This is a genomic window from Halorussus caseinilyticus (assembly GCF_029338395.1).
Taxonomy (GTDB): Archaea; Halobacteriota; Halobacteria; order Halobacteriales; family Haladaptataceae; genus Halorussus; species Halorussus caseinilyticus.
This window is the reverse complement of the sequence record NZ_CP119809.1, coordinates 3,279,913-3,297,440: the sequence shown is the minus strand read 5'-3', so window position 1 is coordinate 3,297,440 and position 17,528 is coordinate 3,279,913. Positions and strand designations below refer to the sequence as shown.

At 66.6% G+C, this 17,528-nt stretch carries 18 protein-coding genes and 1 pseudogene; 8 read left to right on the top strand and 11 right to left on the bottom strand.

The features are described 5' to 3' along the window. Positions 1-3 precede the first annotated feature (3 nt). The gene (locus tag P2T60_RS16685) at positions 4-138 is read right to left on the bottom strand and encodes a hypothetical protein (protein WP_276280365.1); all 135 of its coding nucleotides are present in this window, start codon (positions 136-138) and stop codon (positions 4-6) included. A gap of 166 nt (positions 139-304) precedes the next feature. Here P2T60_RS16685 and P2T60_RS21910 point away from each other — a divergent pair. From P2T60_RS21910 to P2T60_RS16670, 4 genes and pseudogenes are all read left to right on the top strand, one after another. Then, positions 305-403 (top strand): annotated as a pseudogene (locus P2T60_RS21910) (sporulation protein); the annotation flags it as partial. A 126-nt stretch (positions 404-529) separates the two neighbouring features. After that, the gene (locus P2T60_RS16680; protein WP_276280364.1) at positions 530-1,276 is read left to right on the top strand and encodes an AzlC family ABC transporter permease; all 747 of its coding nucleotides are present in this window, start codon (positions 530-532) and stop codon (positions 1,274-1,276) included. Beyond that, positions 1,273-1,623 carry an AzlD domain-containing protein gene (locus P2T60_RS16675; RefSeq protein WP_276280363.1) on the top strand — a complete coding sequence of 117 codons (351 nt, stop codon included), beginning with the start codon at positions 1,273-1,275 and terminating at the stop codon, positions 1,621-1,623. The genes P2T60_RS16680 and P2T60_RS16675 overlap by 4 nt, the downstream gene beginning before the upstream one ends. A 390-nt stretch (positions 1,624-2,013) precedes the next feature. Next, a complete protein-coding gene (locus P2T60_RS16670) occupies positions 2,014-2,892 on the top strand; it encodes an RNA ligase family protein (RefSeq protein WP_276280362.1) in 879 nt (292 codons plus the stop codon). Here the strand turns inward: P2T60_RS16670 and P2T60_RS16665 are convergent. Next, positions 2,889-3,299: a hypothetical protein gene (locus tag P2T60_RS16665; protein ID WP_276280361.1), complete on the bottom strand. Its 411-nt coding sequence runs from the start codon at positions 3,297-3,299 to the stop codon at positions 2,889-2,891. The two genes, P2T60_RS16670 and P2T60_RS16665, sit on opposite strands and share 4 nt — an antisense overlap. A 103-nt stretch (positions 3,300-3,402) precedes the next feature. Continuing rightward, on the bottom strand, positions 3,403-4,602 hold the full coding sequence (locus P2T60_RS16660; protein WP_276280360.1) for an FAD-dependent oxidoreductase: 1,200 nt from the start codon (positions 4,600-4,602) through the stop codon (positions 3,403-3,405). Positions 4,603-4,686: 84 nt separating this feature from the next. Here P2T60_RS16660 and P2T60_RS16655 point away from each other — a divergent pair, with 84 nt between their 5' ends. Together P2T60_RS16655 and P2T60_RS16650 are read left to right on the top strand one after the other, a co-directional pair. Next, positions 4,687-5,343 carry a helix-turn-helix domain-containing protein gene (locus P2T60_RS16655; RefSeq protein ID WP_276280359.1) on the top strand — a complete coding sequence of 219 codons (657 nt, stop codon included), beginning with the start codon at positions 4,687-4,689 and terminating at the stop codon, positions 5,341-5,343. Positions 5,344-5,464: 121 nt separating this feature from the next. Then, the gene (locus P2T60_RS16650) at positions 5,465-6,697 is read left to right on the top strand and encodes an MBL fold metallo-hydrolase (protein WP_276280358.1); all 1,233 of its coding nucleotides are present in this window, start codon (positions 5,465-5,467) and stop codon (positions 6,695-6,697) included. Between the two features lie 15 nt (positions 6,698-6,712). Here P2T60_RS16650 and P2T60_RS16645 read toward each other — a convergent pair whose 3' ends face one another. Beyond that, a complete protein-coding gene (locus P2T60_RS16645; protein WP_276280357.1) occupies positions 6,713-7,366 on the bottom strand; it encodes a ribonuclease HI family protein in 654 nt (217 codons plus the stop codon). A gap of 218 nt (positions 7,367-7,584) precedes the next feature. Here P2T60_RS16645 and epsC point away from each other — a divergent pair, with 218 nt between their 5' ends. Further along, a complete protein-coding gene (epsC, locus tag P2T60_RS16640) occupies positions 7,585-8,457 on the top strand; it encodes a serine O-acetyltransferase EpsC (protein WP_276280356.1) in 873 nt (290 codons plus the stop codon). 186 nt (positions 8,458-8,643) lie between these two features. Here the strand turns inward: epsC and P2T60_RS16635 are convergent, their stop codons facing one another. From P2T60_RS16635 to P2T60_RS16605, 7 genes are all read right to left on the bottom strand, one after another. Next, the gene (locus P2T60_RS16635; protein ID WP_276280355.1) at positions 8,644-9,834 is read right to left on the bottom strand and encodes an NAD(P)/FAD-dependent oxidoreductase; all 1,191 of its coding nucleotides are present in this window, start codon (positions 9,832-9,834) and stop codon (positions 8,644-8,646) included. A 96-nt stretch (positions 9,835-9,930) separates the two neighbouring features. After that, complete coding sequence (locus tag P2T60_RS16630; protein ID WP_276280354.1) at positions 9,931-10,635, bottom strand: ABC transporter ATP-binding protein; 705 nt, start codon at positions 10,633-10,635, stop codon at positions 9,931-9,933. Between the two features lie 118 nt (positions 10,636-10,753). Then, positions 10,754-11,509, bottom strand: a complete 756-nt coding sequence (locus P2T60_RS16625) for an ABC transporter ATP-binding protein (RefSeq protein WP_276280353.1) — start codon at positions 11,507-11,509, stop codon at positions 10,754-10,756. Beyond that, positions 11,506-12,573, bottom strand: coding sequence for a branched-chain amino acid ABC transporter permease (locus P2T60_RS16620; RefSeq protein WP_276280352.1), 1,068 nt, complete (start codon positions 12,571-12,573; stop codon positions 11,506-11,508). Before P2T60_RS16620 ends, P2T60_RS16625 begins: the two co-directional genes overlap by 4 nt. Beyond that, a complete protein-coding gene (locus P2T60_RS16615; protein WP_276280351.1) occupies positions 12,570-13,484 on the bottom strand; it encodes a branched-chain amino acid ABC transporter permease in 915 nt (304 codons plus the stop codon). The genes P2T60_RS16620 and P2T60_RS16615 overlap by 4 nt, the downstream gene beginning before the upstream one ends. Positions 13,485-13,487: 3 nt before the next feature. Further along, on the bottom strand, positions 13,488-14,795 hold the full coding sequence (locus P2T60_RS16610) for an ABC transporter substrate-binding protein (RefSeq protein WP_276280350.1): 1,308 nt from the start codon (positions 14,793-14,795) through the stop codon (positions 13,488-13,490). Between the two features lie 177 nt (positions 14,796-14,972). Continuing rightward, positions 14,973-16,274: a 5'-deoxyadenosine deaminase gene (locus tag P2T60_RS16605; RefSeq protein WP_276280349.1), complete on the bottom strand. Its 1,302-nt coding sequence runs from the start codon at positions 16,272-16,274 to the stop codon at positions 14,973-14,975. Positions 16,275-16,600: 326 nt separating this feature from the next. On the opposite strand from P2T60_RS16605, the gene P2T60_RS16600 reads away from it, so the two are divergent. Next, on the top strand, positions 16,601-17,428 hold the full coding sequence (locus tag P2T60_RS16600) for a DUF7983 family protein (protein ID WP_276280348.1): 828 nt from the start codon (positions 16,601-16,603) through the stop codon (positions 17,426-17,428). Positions 17,429-17,528: the final 100 nt, after the last annotated feature.

Below are 17,528 nucleotides of genomic sequence, written 5' to 3'. Positions count from 1 at the left end.
CCGCTACGGTCCGCTCGACCCACCGTCGGCGACGACGCTCCCGACTTCGATGAGGAGAAGCGTGAGCAACCACGCGGCCTTCATCAGTTTCGGTCTCTCGGCTATCGACTCCGCCGCTTCGTTCCAGAACCCGGACATTCTACGACCTACTTTACTACGTCCCTGTTTCACTTTTTCGATATAATATCGAATATCAATTCGTTCTCCAACTTACTTCCTAAATATAAAAGAAAATATACCTGTTTCGCCTCGCCGTTCGTCGGCGGAGGCACGCGCCCAAAGATGCAGTACGTCCGGATGTGTGGTGTCGGTCGGAACCACGAAAAAAGTTCTCGCAAGCGTCGGTATCGGTAACGCCAGCGTCGATACCGTCCTCTCCTCTACGCGCGTAACGCCCGGTGAGTAGCGGGGCGTCCGCTTGCGGGTCGGTCGCGCGCCCGCGAGTCGGCGGGTGATTGGTACCTGCCGGACACGTCAGGTCTGACCGCTTTACGAACCTCTTTATCGTCGCTCGCGCGTAGCCACTGGCATGTCTCGCTCCGGGTCGTCGCGTCTCTCGTCGGATTCTCGCGCGGCGTTCCGGTCGGGCGTCCGCGACGTACTGCCCGCACTCCCGGCCAACGTCCCGTTCGGCGTCATCGCGGGAGTCGCCACGGTGGGCGCGGGGTTCGACCCGGTGCAGGCCACCGCGTTCGCCGGGATGCTGTTCGCCGGGGCCGCGCAGGTGGCCGCGGTCGAACTGCTCGGCCAGAACGCGCCGATTGCCGTGGTCGTCCTGACCGCGCTCGTCGTCAACTTGCGGTATCTGATGTACAGCGCGTCGCTCGGCGCGCACTTCCGTGACCTCTCGGCGCGGTGGAAGGTGGTGGTCGCGTTCTTCCTGCTGGACGTGACCTACGCGCTCTCGGTGGCCCAGTTCGAGGGCCGCGACCGACTCGACCCCGCGGGCGACGGCCGGTGGTACTACCTCGGGACGGCGATTCCGCTGTGGGCGGCGTGGGTCGGGTCGAGCGTCGTGGGCATCGTCTTCGGCGCGCGCGTCCCCGAGGGATGGCACCTCGATTTCGCCATCCCGCTTCTGTTCATGGGTCTGCTCTTCCCGGCGTTGGACGGTCGGCCGTCGTACCTCGCGGCGGGTGCCGCGGCCGTCCTCGCAGTCGCGGGGTTCGGCCTGCCGTTCAACGTCGGAATTCTGGTGGCCGCGCTCGGGGGTATCGTCGCGGGCGTCCTCGCGGAGGGCGTCGGCGCGCGCCGCGAGGGGGCGGCCGAGCGATGAGCGCCCAGTCGCTGGCCGACACCTCGATTTGGCTGGTCGTCCTCGCGGCGAGCGTCGGCACCTTCGCCATCCGCCTCTCGTTCGTCGCCCTGTTCGGGCGACTCGAAGAGGTGCCGCCGGGTCTGGAGCGCGCGCTGAAGTTCGTGCCCGCGGCGGTGCTGACCGCGCTGGTCGCGCCGCGACTGGTCTACCTCGACGGGACGCTCGCGCTCGGAGTCGGCAACGACCGACTGCTCGCGGGCGCGCTCGCGGCGGTGGTCGCGTGGCGGACCGAGAGCATGCTCTGGACCATCGTGGCGGGGATGGCGGCGCTCTGGACGCTGAAGTGGCTCGCGCTCGGTCTCTGAACCGCCGGGTGCGCTTTTCTCCACGGACTGCGGAACGCGCTTTCCGTCACAGACCACGGGACGCGCCGCGTTCGCGCGGAAGCGCGCGAACGCGGCGGGGAGGCACGGGGCGCGGTGCGGTAGCGGTCTTCATCGGCGTCGGCGACAGTGCGGTCGGCGGTGGCGGTGCTGTGCGGTCTGATTGGCTCAAGCCTGAAGCTACCGTCTCGCCGTCGCAGTCGTCTCGTCCGCCGTCGCAGTCGTCTCGTCCGCCGTCGCAGTCGTCTCCACTGCTGTCGCGGACGAGACGACCCGGACAAACACAGAACTACCTTTATTAAACAAAAACAATGCTCAAACATCACTTATTACGGCCGAAGTCTTACTTCCGCGCGCCGACAACTCCCCGGCATGAAGCAGTACCCGCCCGTCCCGCGTGCCGCGGACGCTCCGCCCGGTCTCTTCGACTCCGGACACCTCTGGATACAGGAGAAGGTGGACGGGTCGCACTTCCGGTTTCGACTCCGCGAGTCGGGCATGCTCCAGTTCGGCGACCGGATGCGGACCTACGACGCCGACCGACTCCCGTCGCCGAACGGTCGTCGGGAGTCCGGCGACGCCGACGCGATTCCCGTCCCGTACCACCACGCGGTCCGGCACGTCCGCGAGCGATTCGACCGCGAGGCGCTTCGGAACTCGGTCGGAGACGTGTCGTCGGTCGTCTTCTTCGGCGTGGCGACCCACCGTCGCGCCATCGACTACGACTGGGACCGACTCCCCCCGTTTCTCGGGTTCGACGTGTGGAACGCCGACGAAAAGGGATTCCTGCCGCCCGACGCCGTGGAGCAGATTTACGACCGCCTCGGACTCCGGTCGGTCAACACCCTCCGGAAGGAGGTCCGCGCCGCCGACTTCGACCCCGAGAGCTACGAGGTGCCCGACTCGGCGTGGTACGACGGTCCCGCCGCGGGCGTCGTCGTCCGGAACAAGACCGGCCAGCGCGCGACGATTCTCCACCCCGACTTCCGGGCGGAAGACGACGCCGCGCCGGTCGAAGCGTCCGCCGACGAACTCGCACGGCGCTACACCACCCGCCAGCGCGTCGAAAATATCGCCCGCGAACTCGAAGACCGTGGACGCCCAGTCACGTTCGACGCGGTGTACGACCGCACGGTCGAAACCCTCGCCCGCGAGGAACACCACCGACTGTTCGACGGCGACCGGTCCATCGACGTGAGCGCGTTCCGGTCGGCGGTCGCGGCGCGGACGCAGGAACTGCTCGAAAACTAAAGCCCCAGCGTTCGCCGAATCCGGTCTACCAACCCGCCGCCCGACCCCGGCAGTTCGCGGGCGAGGGCGTCGAGTTCCTCGTCGTCGAATCGGTCGTCGTGACGGGCCTCCCGCAACCACTGTTCCCACTCCTCGGCCGCCAGCGTCCCGCGGGACTGAGACCCCCACTGCTCGGCCAGCGTCTCCCGGTCGCGGAACGGGATGTCCATCTCGCCGCCGCCCCAGTAGAGCGGCGAGAGCCAGAACTCGTACTCGGCGTCGTCTGGGGTCCCGTCGCTCGCGGACGCTTCGTCGCCCGCCGAAGCCTCCTCGTCCGGGAACACGACGCGGTAGGGGTAGTTGTTGTAGAGAAACACGTCGTCTGGCGTGACGGTTTCGCCGTTGGGGAGTTCGAGAGTCCGGGCCATTCGGTCGGGTCGAACTACGGCGCGTGACCTTTTGAGGGTTCGGTCAGCAAGTGTCACGCCCGCAGAGTGCGGCGGTCGCACGTGTCGGGTTTAGCTTCGGACCTCACGCGCCCGAACCGCTCCCCGAGACTGGCGTCTCGGGGAGCGAGGTTCCGGACGCTCGTCGTCGCCGGAACCGCCGGACGAGCGCAGACGGGACCAGTCCGACCGCGAGGTTCCGCGCCCGAGCGCCGAGCGACGACTCTATCGTGCCGACGGTCCCGAGCCTACGGGACTCGTCCCGGATTCTGTCGGCTCTGGGCTTCCGGTCGGTCTCGTACGCACGGAAGGCCGACGACGAGTCGCCGTGAGTGTCGATGGCGTGGGCCAACGCGAGGGCGTCCTCGACGCCCTGCGCCGCGCCTTGCCCGCCGAACGGGAGCATCGCGTGGGCCGCGTCGCCCGCGAGGACGACCGACCCGCGGTGCCACCGTTCGAGTTCCGGCACGTCGTCCAAGCCGGTGACGAAAACCGCGTCGGGGTCCAGCGCCTCCGCGACGGACGGAATCGGGTCGGGAAAGTCGCCGAACCGCTGGCGGAGCGTCGCGGCGGGTTCCCGCGGGTCCGACGGGTCGTTCTCCAGTCGGTCGGGTGCCGTCCCGAACCAGTAGAACCGGTCGGGACCGAGAGGTGCCCCGCCGGTGTAGGTTCCCTCGCCCCACACCTCGACTCCCCGCGTGCGGTACTGCTCGGGGAGTTCTACGTCGGCGATGGCCCGATAGACGATGGCGTCCATCGCACGCGGTTCGACACTCGGCGCGACGAGATTTCGAACCGTGGAGTCGATGCCGTCCGCGCCGACGAGAACGTCCGGGTGAACCCGCGTGCCGTCCTCGAACCGGACGGTCGGCGTCTCGGCGTCCCTCACCTCGACGCACCGCTTTCCGGTCCGGACTTCGGCGTCGAGTTCGTCCAGCAGTATCCGGAGGAGGTCCGCGCGGTGTATCGAGACGAACCCGTAGCCGAATGCCTCGCGCTCGAAGCTCAGGTCGAGGCGCTTCAGGACTCTCCCGGACGGGGCGTGAATCGCGCTCCCGCCGAGCGCGACCCCCGCCTCCCGGAGTCGGTTTGCGACCCCAAGTCGGTCGAAGACGAGCAGTGCGTTCGTCTGGAGCAGGATTCCGGCACCGACGGGTCGGTACTCCGACGCCGCCTCGAAGACGGTGGGTTCGAAGCCTCGCTGTTCGAGCGCGAGCGCCGTCGTCAGGCCGCAGATTCCGCCGCCGACCACTGCGATGTCGGGCGTCTCTCGTGTGTCTCTCATATCCGTTCGTTCGGATGCGACGACGAATCGTCGTTCGCCGGTCATCCACGCCCTTTGAAGTCCCCTCGGATTTCCATCACGGGTATGAGGTATCTCACGGTTCTCGCGCGTCCGGGCGAGGGCGGTGCGTTCCATCCGCTTGGCAAGCGACTCTCGGCGGAACCGTCGATTACGCGGGAAGCCATTCACCGCGTCGAACTCCTCGCCGACGGGACGGTGCTGTCGTTCGCCGAGGCGAGCGGCGACAGGCACCGCTACGAAGAGATTATGGAGGAGTCGCCGTCGGTCGTCGATTACCTCGTCTCGGGGGGGGACCGCTGGATGGCCGTCAGCCAGTTCGAACCGACGGACACGACCCGGCGGGTACTCGAACGCGCCCGCGAGTCCGACGTGGTGGTAGAGACGCCGATTCGCGTCGAGGGCGACGGGTCGCTTCGCGTGACATACTTGGGGAGCGAGTCGGACCTCCGGAACCTGTTTCGGGACGTGGCCGACGAAACCGCCCTCGCGTTCGAGGTGGTCGAAACCGGCGACTACGACCCCGACGAGAGCGCGTTCGCGCGACTGCTGACCATCCGCCAGCAGGAAGTCCTCGAAGCGGCAGTCGAGGAAGGCTACTACAGCGCGCCGCGGCGAGCGACCCACGAGGACGTGGCCCGAGCCGTCGGCATCGCGCCGACGACGGCGGGCGAACACCTCCGAAAAATCGAGGAACGGGTGTTCGGCGCGCTGGTTCGGTGAGTGCGGACGACTCGGCGGGGTCGGCGGGTCGCGTCGGAGTTCGACGCGACCCGCCGACCTATCGCCGACCCCGACTACTGAATCGACGGACGAAAAGGGCCGAACCGTCTACGGTGAGCTAATGAACGTCGAATTTCTCGGCGGTGCCCGCGAAATCGGGCGGAGCGCCCTTCTCGTGGACGACTCCCTGTTGCTCGACTACGGGATGGCGACGGGCAACCCGCCGTCGTTCCCGGTCGGCGACCCCGACCCCGACGCCGTGGTCGTCAGCCACGGCCACTTAGACCACGTGGGGGCGGTCCCCTCCCTGCTGTCGGGCGACGCCCGGCCGCCCATCCACTGGACGCCCCCGACCCGCGACCTGACCCGCGTGCTGGCCGAGGACACGCTCAAACTCCACGGCGGGAGCTACGACTGCCCCTTCACCCACACCGAGGTCAAACGTATGAGTCAGGTCTCCGAAGCCCACGGCTACGCTGAGACCTTCACCGCGGCAGGCTACGAAGTCACCTTCTACGACGCGGGACACATTCCGGGGAGCGCCCACGTGCTGGTGGACGACGGCGAGACCAAACTGCTCTACACCGGCGACTTCCACACCGAGGACACGCAACTGCTGTCGGGCACCACGGCGCGACCCGAGGCGGACGTGGTGATTACCGAATCGACCTACTCCGACGTGGACCACGACCCCCGCGAGCAGGTCGAGGAGCGATTCGCCGAGAGTGTCCGGACCACCATTTGGGAGGGCGGGACTGTGGTGGTCCCCGCCTTCGCCATCGGTCGAACGCAGGAGATGCTGATGGTCTGTGAGGCCCACGACATCGACTGCTACGTGGACGGAATGGGCCAGAAAGTAACGCAGATTGCGCGCCAGTATCCCGAGTTCGTTCGGGATGCGGACGCGCTCCAGCGAGCGAAGTCCAACGCGCGATTCGTGACCGGACGCGACGGCCAGCGCAGGCGCATCGCCGAGAAGAACACGGTCGTCGTGACGACCTCGGGGATGCTGAGTGGCGGGCCGGTGATGTCGTATATTCCAGAGATTCGGATGAACCCGACGAACAAGATTACGATGACGGGGTATCAGGTGGAGGGGACGCCCGGCAGAGAGTTACTGGATAGAGGCCGTGCTGAGATTGACGGTCGTATCGTGCCTGTGAGCGCGCGAGTAGAGTCGTACGATTTCTCGGCTCACGCTGACCGCGACGGTCTGTTCGAGTTTCTCGATTCGTACCGGGACGCCGAGGTTCTGGTGAACCACGGCGACCGATGTAGAGACTTCGCTGAAGAGTTGCGGGACGAGGGCTTCGATGCAAGTGCCCCCAAACTCGGGGAGCGCGTTACTGCCTGATACTTCGTAGAGCGACTATCCGGGTCCGAAGGCCGCAATATCGGCTCCAACTGTCGCTAGCGCGTCGGCGGGGTTCGGGTCGCTGTCGGCCAGATGCGTATAGCGGTGGTCCGGGATGCTCGACAGTGCCGCCGTGACGCCCTCGCTGTACGTTTCGACGCCCGGCTCGGTGGGGTCGTCGCCACCCCAAACGTCTCGGATGACGGTCATCGAATCGATGCGGACTTCTAGTCCGCGTGGCTCGTAGCGAGCCACCAGTTCTGAAAGTCCGAGTTGGAGAGCGACGTACTCGGCGGTGTTGTTCCCCGTCCGGGAGCCGACGGGTCGGCCGAGACGCGCGAGTTCGTTCTCTTCGGCGTCCATGATGACAGCCCCCGCACCTGCGGGACCGGGATTGCCGCGCGAACTGCCATCGACGTAGAGGACGAACGTGTCGCCCGTCGGCTCGGTGAGGGGTGGCCGAGTGAGTCCCGACGCCAGCAGATTTTCGAGCGCGCGACGCAACTCCTCCGAGGAGGTTGCGGGGTCGAACAGACCGCCGTAGCCGGGGACGGCCTCGTTGATGGCGTCGGTGGCGGCCGCCATCTCGTAGCCGACGCCCGCGAGAACCTCGTCGACGAGCGTGGCGAGCGGCGTGAGGTGTTCTGCCGGGAGAGGGTCGTCGGTCACGCTACTTCCCCCTTCGGGCTTCGATTCCGAGCCCTCACACCCTCGCTCTCGGAGGAACTCGTTGGCTTGTCGCACCACTGCATATAGGTTCTCGGTGGTCGAGCGGGATAACCTCTTCAGGTGACACTGGTGGCGGGCCGTTGTGAATCAGTCGGCAACGGTCGGGGGTGACGAAGTAAAAGAACAAACTTCACTCGACAGCGGTAACACTCACACATATGGATTACGAGTACACCGGTGACGCCCACAGAGAACTCGTAGAGTCGTATCGAGCGGACGAATCGCCGTTCCCGACGGACACCTCACGGGTCTACCCTCGCCGCGATTCACTGCGTGACGAACCGCCCCTCCTCAAACGACTGCTGTTCCCTCGGTGCTGGAACGCGACGGAACTGTTAGACGACCCCGACGAAACTCGGGCACGCCTGACCGAACTCGGCGTCTGTATGCAGAAGGGCATCACGTCCTATTCAGATAGTGACACGGATAATCCGACCGCAATCGTCGACGAGACGCTCGACCGGTTGCCAGCGATTCGACGCGCGCTCAAGAAGGATGTCGAGGCCGCGTACAAGGGCGACCCTGCCGCGAAGAGCTACTGTGAGATTATCCGGTCGTATCCCGGATTTCACGCCATCACGATTCACCGGGTAGCACACATCCTCTACGAGGAGGACTGCTTCGAGTACGCCCGCGAACTCGCCGAGTACTCGAAGGCTGAGACGGGTATCGACATCCATCCCGGTGCAGAGATTGGCGAGTATTTTTTCATCGACCACGGCACCGGAGTCGTCGTCGGCGAGACCTCGACAATCGGCGACTGGGTTCGGGTCTACCAGAACGTCACGCTGGGCGCGCTCCACTTCGAGGAGGAAGAAGGCGAAGACCACATGCTTGCGAAGGAGTACAAGCGCCATCCGGACATCGGCGATAACGTCGTCATCGGCGCTGGAAGCAACGTACTCGGGACGGTCGAAATCGGCGACCACGTAAGCATCGGTGCGAACTCGTGGGTGACCGACGACGTTCCGGACGACACGAGCGTATTCATCAGTGACCACCCCGACCAAGAGCGGAAATCGAACAGATAGGACCTAGACAGCGATTTCGTGGAGGTAGTGGTCGATAGTTTCGCTCGCGACGAACCACGTCCTAGCGGAGTTGTTGGGCGAGCGTGACCGTCGAACTCGCTCCTCGGTGCGGTCCAACGCGGTCGGTCCCGCTCGTACTCGGGTCAGTCGTGGCCGCGATAGAGGTCGTCCCCGTGAGTCGGCGGTTCAGGCGACGTTCCGCTCGACCAACTCGTCGCCCGCCTCGTCGAATCGGCCGCTCGACAGCGCGCTCACGTCCACGAGAGACGCCTCGCCGTCGAGACACAGCTCTGCGACGATTTCCCCGGTCGCCGGGGCGTGCTGGAAGCCGTGGCCCGAGAAGCCCGCCGCGGTGACGAACCCCGGCGCGGTCTCCTCGATGATAGGGTGGTGGTCGGGCGTCACGGCGTAGAGTCCGGCCCATCCGCGCTTGATGCGCGAGTCGGCGTCGAAGTAGGTCGCGCAGTCGGCCGCGCGTTCGACGGCGGTGGCCGCCCACGCCAAGTCCATCGACTCCGAGTAGGCGTCGGGGTCCACGTCGGGGTCCGCCTCGTCGAACTTCCCGCCGACGAGCGCCGCGCCGTCGCGCTCGGGTCGGAAGTACGACCCAGTGTCGAGGTCGATTGTGAGGGGCACGTCCTCGGGGACCGGCGTCGTCGGTTCGACCGTCGCAATCTGGCGTCGACGGGGGTGTATCGGCAGGTCGAGACCCCCCATCTCGGCGACCCGGCCCGCCCACGCTCCGGCGGCGTTCACCACGAAGTCGGCGTCGAGGCGTTCGTCGTCTGTCTCGACGCCAGTGACGGCGAGGTCGGCGCTCTCGTCCGCCGAGTCCGCGGTCTCCGCGGACTCGGCGGTCAGCACGTCCCGTACGGCCGTCTTCGTCCGAATATCGACTCCCGCTTCGCGGGCGCTCTCGGCGTAGCCCTGCACCGCGAGGTTCGGGTCGGCGAAGCCGTCTTCGGCGTTGTACTGGGCGGCGACGAACTGCTCGTCTCGGAGTCCGGGGCAGTGGTCGCGCGCCTCCTCGGGCGAGAGGAACTCGCTTCCGACCCCGAGGTCGTTCTGCATCGCCACGTCCGCCCGGAATCGGTCGGCCGTCTCGTCGCTCCGCGCGAGAAAGAGGTAGCCCGGTCGCCGATGTTCGATGTCCACGCCGAACTCGTCGGCGAAGTCGTCCCAGACTTCCACGCTCGCCAGCGAAAGCCTGACGTTGACTTCCGTCGAGAACTGCATCCTGATGCCGCCCGCCGACCGCGCGGTGCTTCCCATCCCGAGCGACCCCTTCTCGACCAGCGTGACGTTCGCACCAGCTGTTGCGAGCGAGTACGCCGAGGAGAGTCCGACGATTCCGCCGCCGACCACGACAACGTCCATATGAACACACACTCGACGCTACGGCTAAATAAGTGTACTGTTACCACGAAACGAGAAGAGATACGCAGGCAGACGCCGACGGTCGGTTCGAACTCGTCAGCCGCCGAGGAACTGCCTGCGGACTTCCTCGTCGCCCAGTAGTTCGTCGCCCGACCCCTCGTAGCGGTTCTCGCCTTGGGCCAGCACGTAGCCGCGGTCACACCGCCGCAGGGCCTCCTTCGCGTTCTGTTCGACCATCAGGACGGCCGTGCCCGAGTCGTTAACCGCGTCCACGCGGTCGAACATCTCGGTCACGAGGTCGGGCGCGAGTCCGGCCGACGGTTCGTCCAGCAACAGCAAGTCCGGGTCGAGCATCAGCGCCGCGCCCATCGCCAGCATCTGTTGCTGGCCGCCCGAGAGCGTCCCGGCGTTCGCGTCGAGTCGCTCTTCGAGGACCGGGAATCGCTCGAAGACGGCCCGTCGGCGCTCGTCGGGCGTCTCGTCGAGGATGTACGCGCCGAGTCGCAGGTTCTCCGCGACCGTCAGCGACGGGAAAACGTTGTCCACCTGCGGGACGTAGCTCAGTCCCTCGTGGATGACCTCCTCGGGGGGTAAGTCGCCGATGTCGCTCCCGTCGAAGGTGATAGAGCCGCCCAGTCGGTCTGCGATGCCGAACACGGCCTTCATCGCCGTGGACTTGCCAGCCCCGTTCGGGCCGACGATGGTGACGTACTCGCCCGCTTCGACGTGGAGGTCCACGTCCGAGAGGACCTGTAACTCGCCGTAGCCCGCGTCGAGGGCCGACACGTCGAGGAGGCTCACGCGACCACCTCCGTCGGTCGGTCGGCGGTCTCCGGCGACTCGTCGCCGGAGACCGCCAGTCGCTCGCGGGCCGTCTCGTCTCCGTCCAACTGCTCGTAGCTGTGTCCTTGGTCCATGGTCACTCTCCGAGGTACGCCTCGATGACGCGCTCGTCCGCCAGTACCTCCTCTGGGTCGCCCTCCACGAGGAGGCTCCCCTGCTGGAGGACGACGAGGCGGTCCACGAGTTCGGTCAGCGTCTCCAACTCGTGTTCGATGATGACGACCGTCATCCCGTCGTCGTTCAACTCGCGGATGCGCGCGGCGATGTCGCGGGTCAGCGAGGGGTTGACCCCCGCGAACGGTTCGTCCAGCATCAGTAGGTCCGGTTCGAGCATCAGCACCCGCGCGAGTTCCAACAGTTTGCGCTGGCCGCCCGAGAGGTTACTGCTGTACTCGTCTTCGAGGTGGTCCAACTCGAACGCCTCGATGAGTTCGTCCGCGCGCTCGCGGACCTCGCGCTCGGTGGTCTGCATCCCGTCCGTGCGCAGGAGCGCGGGCAGGGTGCGCTCGCCGGGCTGGTCGGGCGCGGCGAGTCTCACGTTGTCCCGGACCGTCATCGTCTCCAGCTCGCGGGTCCGCTGGAACGTCCGGACCAGTCCCGTCCGGGCTAACTCCTCGGGGGAGTCGCCGGTCACGTCGCGGCCGTCGAACCGGACCTGCCCGTCGTCGGGCGTCAGCACGCCGCTGACGCAGTTGAAGAACGTGGACTTACCCGCGCCGTTGGGACCCATCACGCCGACGAGTTCGCCCTTCTCGACCGACATCGAGAGCCTGTCGATGGCCCGGAGACCGCCGAACTCCTTGACGATGCCGTCCACGTCGAGGAGGCTCACGAGTCCACCCCCAGTTCCTTCTCGTCGCCCCAGATTCCCGCCGGTCGGTACCGGATGACGCCGACGAGGACCAGACCGACGAAGATGAGTCGGATGGACGCGAACGCGTCGGCCGAGACCGGTGCGACCCCGAGCGCGAACCGAGACAGGAGTCGCAGGCCCATGATGACCGCGAGACCCGCCAGCACCGCGCGGTGGTTCGACGCGCCGCCGAGCAACATGCCTATCCAGACCGTCACCGTCACCTGAATCGTGAAGTAGCCCGGCGCGACCGCACCGTTGTACAGCGCGAACAGACCGCCAGCGAGTCCGGCGAGCGCCGCGCCGTAGACGAACGCCTGCATCTTGTAGGTGAACGTGGACTTGCCGACCGACCGCGTGACGAGTTCGTCGGCCCGAATCGCCCGCAGGACGCGGCCGTACGGCGAGTCGGTCAGGCGCGTCACGACGGCGAAGGTGATAGCGCAGGCACCGCCGAACAGCAACAGAGTCGCCAGTAGCGTGGTGTCGGTGTCGCCCGCGAGAGCCTTCACCGGCTGTGGCACCCCGAGGATGCCGGTGTTCCCGCCGAAGACGCCGCGGAAGTTGACGAACAGCGAGTGGAAGATTTCGGCGGTCGCCAGCGTAGCGATGGCCAGAAAGTCGTCCCGGAGGCGGAGCGAAGTCGCGCCGACGACCGCACCGAGGACTCCGGCGACGACGATTCCGGCCACGAGCGCCAGCGGCCACGGCAGGCCGAGACCGATACCCGCGAAGGGGTCTTCTGCCGACAGCATCGCCACGGTGTAGCCACCGACGGCGAAGAAGACGACGTGGCCGAAGTTGACCAGCCCGGTGTGGCCGTACTGGAGGTCCAACCCCAACACGAGGATGCCGTAGACGGCGAACAGGATGGCGACTTCGAGGAAGACGTAGAGCGCGCCGGGGAGCGTCGCACTGATGGGAGTCAGCACAAACAGCGCCGCCAGCACGACTAGCACGCCGCCGAGGGCGAGCGCCGAGTCGCCGCTCCGGTCGGGGAGGCGGTCGCCGATGCTCTCCGGGAGGCGGTCGCCGACGCTCACGCCTCACGCACCTCCTGTCCGGCGATACCGCTCGGCTTGACCAGCAGGACGACGACGAGGATGAAAAAGGCCACCGCCGTCGAGATGCCCGTCATCCCCGCGGGGAGGAACGCCGTCGAGAGCGCCAGCACGAGACCGATGACGTAGGCTCCCGCGATGGCCCCGTACGGACTCCCGGCCCCGCCGAGGATGGCGGCGGCGAGAATCTGTAGGATGTGGCTGAAGCCGGTGCTGGAACTGACGTTCGTCTGGATGCCGATGAGGACGCCCGCGAGTCCCGCCAACACGCCAGCCACCACCCAAACGCTGTCGCGGATGAACTGCGTGTCGATGCCCCGGACGCGGGCCAGACTCTCGTCGTCGCCCATCGCGCGCATGGCGATGCCCACGTCGGTCCGGGTCAGCATCGCGTGCAGGACGACGAAGACCGCGACCGCGCTCCCGACGACGACGAGTTGCTCGGAGGTGACGAACAGGTCGCCAAGCAGGTCCACCGGACCGACCGCGAGGTCCGGCAGGCCGTCGAATCGGTAGGTCGCTGTCTCGGTGTCGAAGTAGCGCGCGCTCCGCCCGCCGGTGAGTCGGATGAGGTTCCGGAGTGCTAACCCGAGACCGATGGACGTGAGGAGCATCGGCACGGGACCGGTGTCGTTGATGGGCGTGAAGAACGCCCGCGCGAGGACGAGACTGGCGACGCCGCCCCCGGCCATCGCCACGAGCGCCGCGACCGGCAGAGGCAACGGGAGCATCCCGGCCGAGAGGACGCCGACGAACGCGCCGATGGTGAGATACTCGCCGTACGCGAAGTTTATCATGTTCACGATGCCGTAGATGAGCGTGAACCCGATGGCGGCGATAGCGATGTACGAACCCGTGACGAGACCGAAGACGACGTTCTGAGCCAACCCCATATCTCAGTACTCGTCTTCGCTGACGAACTGGCGCAGTTCCTCGGCCGGGATGGTCTCGATGGTCGAGAACGACCCGCCGTTCGCCTCGTTGATGGTCACGGAACCGAAGACGTTGCCGAAGTTCGTGAACGTCGCCGCCGTCGCCGCGCCTCGGTAGACGATTTCGTCGCCGTCGGCCAGCGCCTCCTTGCCCTCCTCGAACGAGGCGACTTCCGTGCCCTCGCCTCGCGTGACCGGCCCGAGATTCTTCTCGACGGCCTCTCTGCTCGCTTCTCCGGCGCGCTCGATTGCGAGAGCGGCCACCTGCGTCGCGTCCCACGCCGGGGCGGTCCAGCCGTTTATCTCGGCGTCCCCGTCCACGCTGTTGTACTCGCTCTCGAAGGTGTCGTAGCTCGGTCCGGCGTCGCCGGGGCTGGCGGCCCACGCGCCGTCGAGGGCGCTCCCGACCTGCTTGGGGAGTTCGTCCTGCGCGAGGGGGTCAGAGAGGATGGGCTGGCGGCCGTAGCCGCCGTCGGCCCAGTCGCCCAACAGGGTGATGGCGTCTTCGAGCGGGATGCTCACCGCGAACGCGTCGAAGTCTGCCTCGAAGAGGCGGCTGAGCGCCGACTGGTAGCTCGAACTGCCCTGACTGACTTCGACCTGTTCGGCGACGGTGCCGCCGCCCTCCTCGTAGGCGTTGACGAAGCCGTCGGCCCAACTGCGCGCGCCTTCGGTGTTGCCGTTGATGACGCCGACCCTACTGTGGCCTTGGTCGAGCGCGCGCTTGGCCGCGCCCGCGGTGTGAACCGTGTCGCTGATGACGGTCCGCCAGACCCACTCGTCGTCGTCGAGGTTCTCGGGCGTCCCGTGGTCGCCGCCGCGGGTGTCGAGGAAGTTCGACCCCGGCCACGGCGTTACGACGGGCGTCTTCTGTTCCTGCAGGAAGTCGAAGAGGGGGTTGATTTCGCTGGAGAACAGACCCAACAGCGCCAGCGCGTCGTCGTTCTCCACGAGTTGCGTGACGACCGACCGGGCCTCCTGTGGCTTGACGGCGGTGTCGCGTCGGACGACTTCGAAGTCCGCGTCGAGCGGTCCGCCAGCGTCGTTGATGTGCTTGACCGCGGCGTCGGTCGCCTGCGAGACGCCCGGTTGGAGGAAGTCCCACTGGCCGGTCTGGGCCGCTGGCTGGCCGAACACTATCTTGTCGGGACCGTCACCGCCGCCACCGCTACCACCGAGTCCGAGACAGCCAGCAGTTGCCGCCAGTCCACCCGCGCCCGCGAACTTGAGAAACGTCCGCCGATTCGCCTGCTCCTTGCCATCGTGTCGCATTATACTGGGTAGGAGTAACTACCGGCATATAACGTTACTTGTCTATCGCCGCCGAATATCGACCATTATTTGTCTTTTAGCACTATAGAGTAGTTAAAATTAGTCTAATTGCGATATTAATTGACAGAAGTGGAAATTTTAGAGTGCGGGCGACGGTCGCCGCCCGCCCCCGGCGACTCACTCCGGCGCGACCGGCAGGTCGTACTCTCGCGCGCGGCGGCGAATCTCGTCGGCGTCGGCCGTCTGCAACTCGCCGTCCTCGTAGACGACTCGGCCATCGACCATCGTGAAGTCCACGTCGTCGCCGTGCGCGGAGAACACGAGGTGAGAGAACACGTCGTGGAGGGGGACCGCACGGGTCACGTCGGTCGTCAGGCCCACGATGTCGGCCTTCCATCCCGGTCGGAGTCGCCCGACGTTCTCGAACCCCGCGGCCTTCGCGCCGTTCTCGGTCGCCATCTCGAAGACGAGTCGGGCGGGTGTCGTCGTCGGGTCCAAGTGTTCGACCTTCTGGAGGAGACTGGCTTGGCGCATCTCGGTGAAGGGGTCGAGGGTGTTGTTGCACGGCGGGCCGTCGTTGCCGAGTGCGACGTTGATGCCCCGGTCCACGTAGTCCACGATTGGGGCGATACCCGAGGCGAGTTTCATGTTCGAGGAGGGGCAGTAGGTGACGTGCGTGCCGGTCTCTTCGAGGACTTCGCGCTCGTCCTCGTCGGTCCAGATGCAGTGAGCCAGCACCACGTCCTCGCCGGTCAGACCCACCTCGTCCAACCAGTGGATGTTGCGCTGGCCGGTCCGTTCCTCGACGGTGGCCACCTCGTCGCGGTTCTCGCTCGCGTGGGTGTGGATGCGCACGCCCTCGTAGGCGTCCGCGAGTTCGCGCGCACCGCGGAGACACTCCTCGGTGCAACTCACGGCGAATCGGGGCGTCACGGCGTACCGGATGCGCCCGCCGTGAGTGTCGTGGTACTTTTCAATCAGGCGCTCGGTCTCGTCCAAGCCCTCTCGGGTGTCCTCCAGCAAGCCGTCGGGGGATTCGGTGTCCATCAGGACCTTGCCCATCCGGGCGCGGACGCCCAGCTCGCCCGCGGCCTCGAACGCCTCGTCCGCGTGGCGGACCGACAGGTGGTCGATGGCGGTGGTGACGCCGGATTCGAGCAGTTCGAGGTAGCCCAGTTCCGCGGCGATGGCCATCCCTTCGGGGTCGAGCGACGACTCCATCGGCAACACGTAGTCGAACAACCAGTCCAGCAGGGCCGTGTCGTCGGCGATGCCCCGGCCGAGCGACTGGACGGAGTGGACGTGCCCGCCGACCACGCCCGGCGTGAGCAGGTCGTACTCTTTGCGCTCGTGGTCGGGGTAGGACTCGACCAGTTCGGTGCGGTCGCCGACGGCGGCGATTTCCTCGCCCTCCACGACGACCGCGCCGTCTTCGATGACCGTCTCGGAGTCGGCGACGACCGTTCCCTGAAGTAACATCCCGGAGCCTCTAAGTCCGGAGTCGGAAAAATACCTGTTGATTTCCCGACGGTCGCCGTCGTGACGCCGAATCGGGGACCGGTCGCCCGGTGAGACGCGGAGGGGACGCACTCGGCGGAACAGGCCACCGCGAACGCTCGGCCGACCGAACCACCGCGAACGCTCGGCCGACCAATCGCCGGATGGGAGAAAGCCCCCGCCCGCTCTCGGTCCTGCGAGCGGGCGGGGGCTTTCGAGACGCCCGTCGGAGCGACTCCGGTGGTCACCGTCACGGTGCGGAGCGAGCGACGAAGCTTTATCCCGCGTCACGAACCAACGCAGAGTAGATGACCGACGCGAGCGACTACGAACCGGTCGAGTGCCCCGTGAGCGACTGCACCTACCGGGACGCGATTCGCCCGGTCGCCGCCCACGTCGGCCGGTCGGACGACGACGGCCACTCGTGGGACCGACTCGGGTACGGCGGGGCGCGCGACTTCGTGGAGACCGAGAAGCGCCGCCAGCAACAGGCCGACGACGGCGGGCAGTCCGGCAGTTCGACTGTCTCCGACGGCGCGAACCCGACCACTGACACCTCTCCGACCACCCGCGCGAGCGACGACGCGGGCGAGTTCACCCGGCAGTCGGGCGAGTTCGAGGGAAGCGAGGGAGAGACCGACTTCGAACTCGGGTTCGAGCGAGACGCGCTGGTCCTCCTGCGCATCGCCAGCCAGTACGACCTGTCGTCGCTGGAGGACCTCGGCGTCGGCCAGTTGGCCGACCTCTACTCGCTTCTGGCCGACCTGAAGAACTCCGCCGAGGACGCCCGCAAGGAAGTCCGGGACGCGCTCTTGGACGAACTCCAGCGGGACACGACCGTCTCTGCCGACTTGGGGAGCGTCAGCCGTCGAACCTACGAGTACCGACAGTTGCGCGACGAGACGACCGTCGAGCGTGCGCTCGCCGCCGCGGGCGTGGACCCCGAGTCTGTTCGGAGTTTCGACAAGTCGAAACTCCGGGAAGCAGTCGAGGAGACCCACCTCGACGAGGACGCGGTGTTCGACGTGGACGAACGCGCCCAGATACGCATCTCCGACTCGAACGACCAGCGGCGGCGCGAGCAGTTCGAGCGGTTGGACGACGCGATTCGGTCGCTCGCGGAAGACGAGAGATGAACCGGTTATAGACACATTCGAGTTTATCTAAGCAATATAATTATTGCTTCGAGCAATTTTTAGTTGACTCTATTTCGGTGACACTGCTCGCTACGCATCG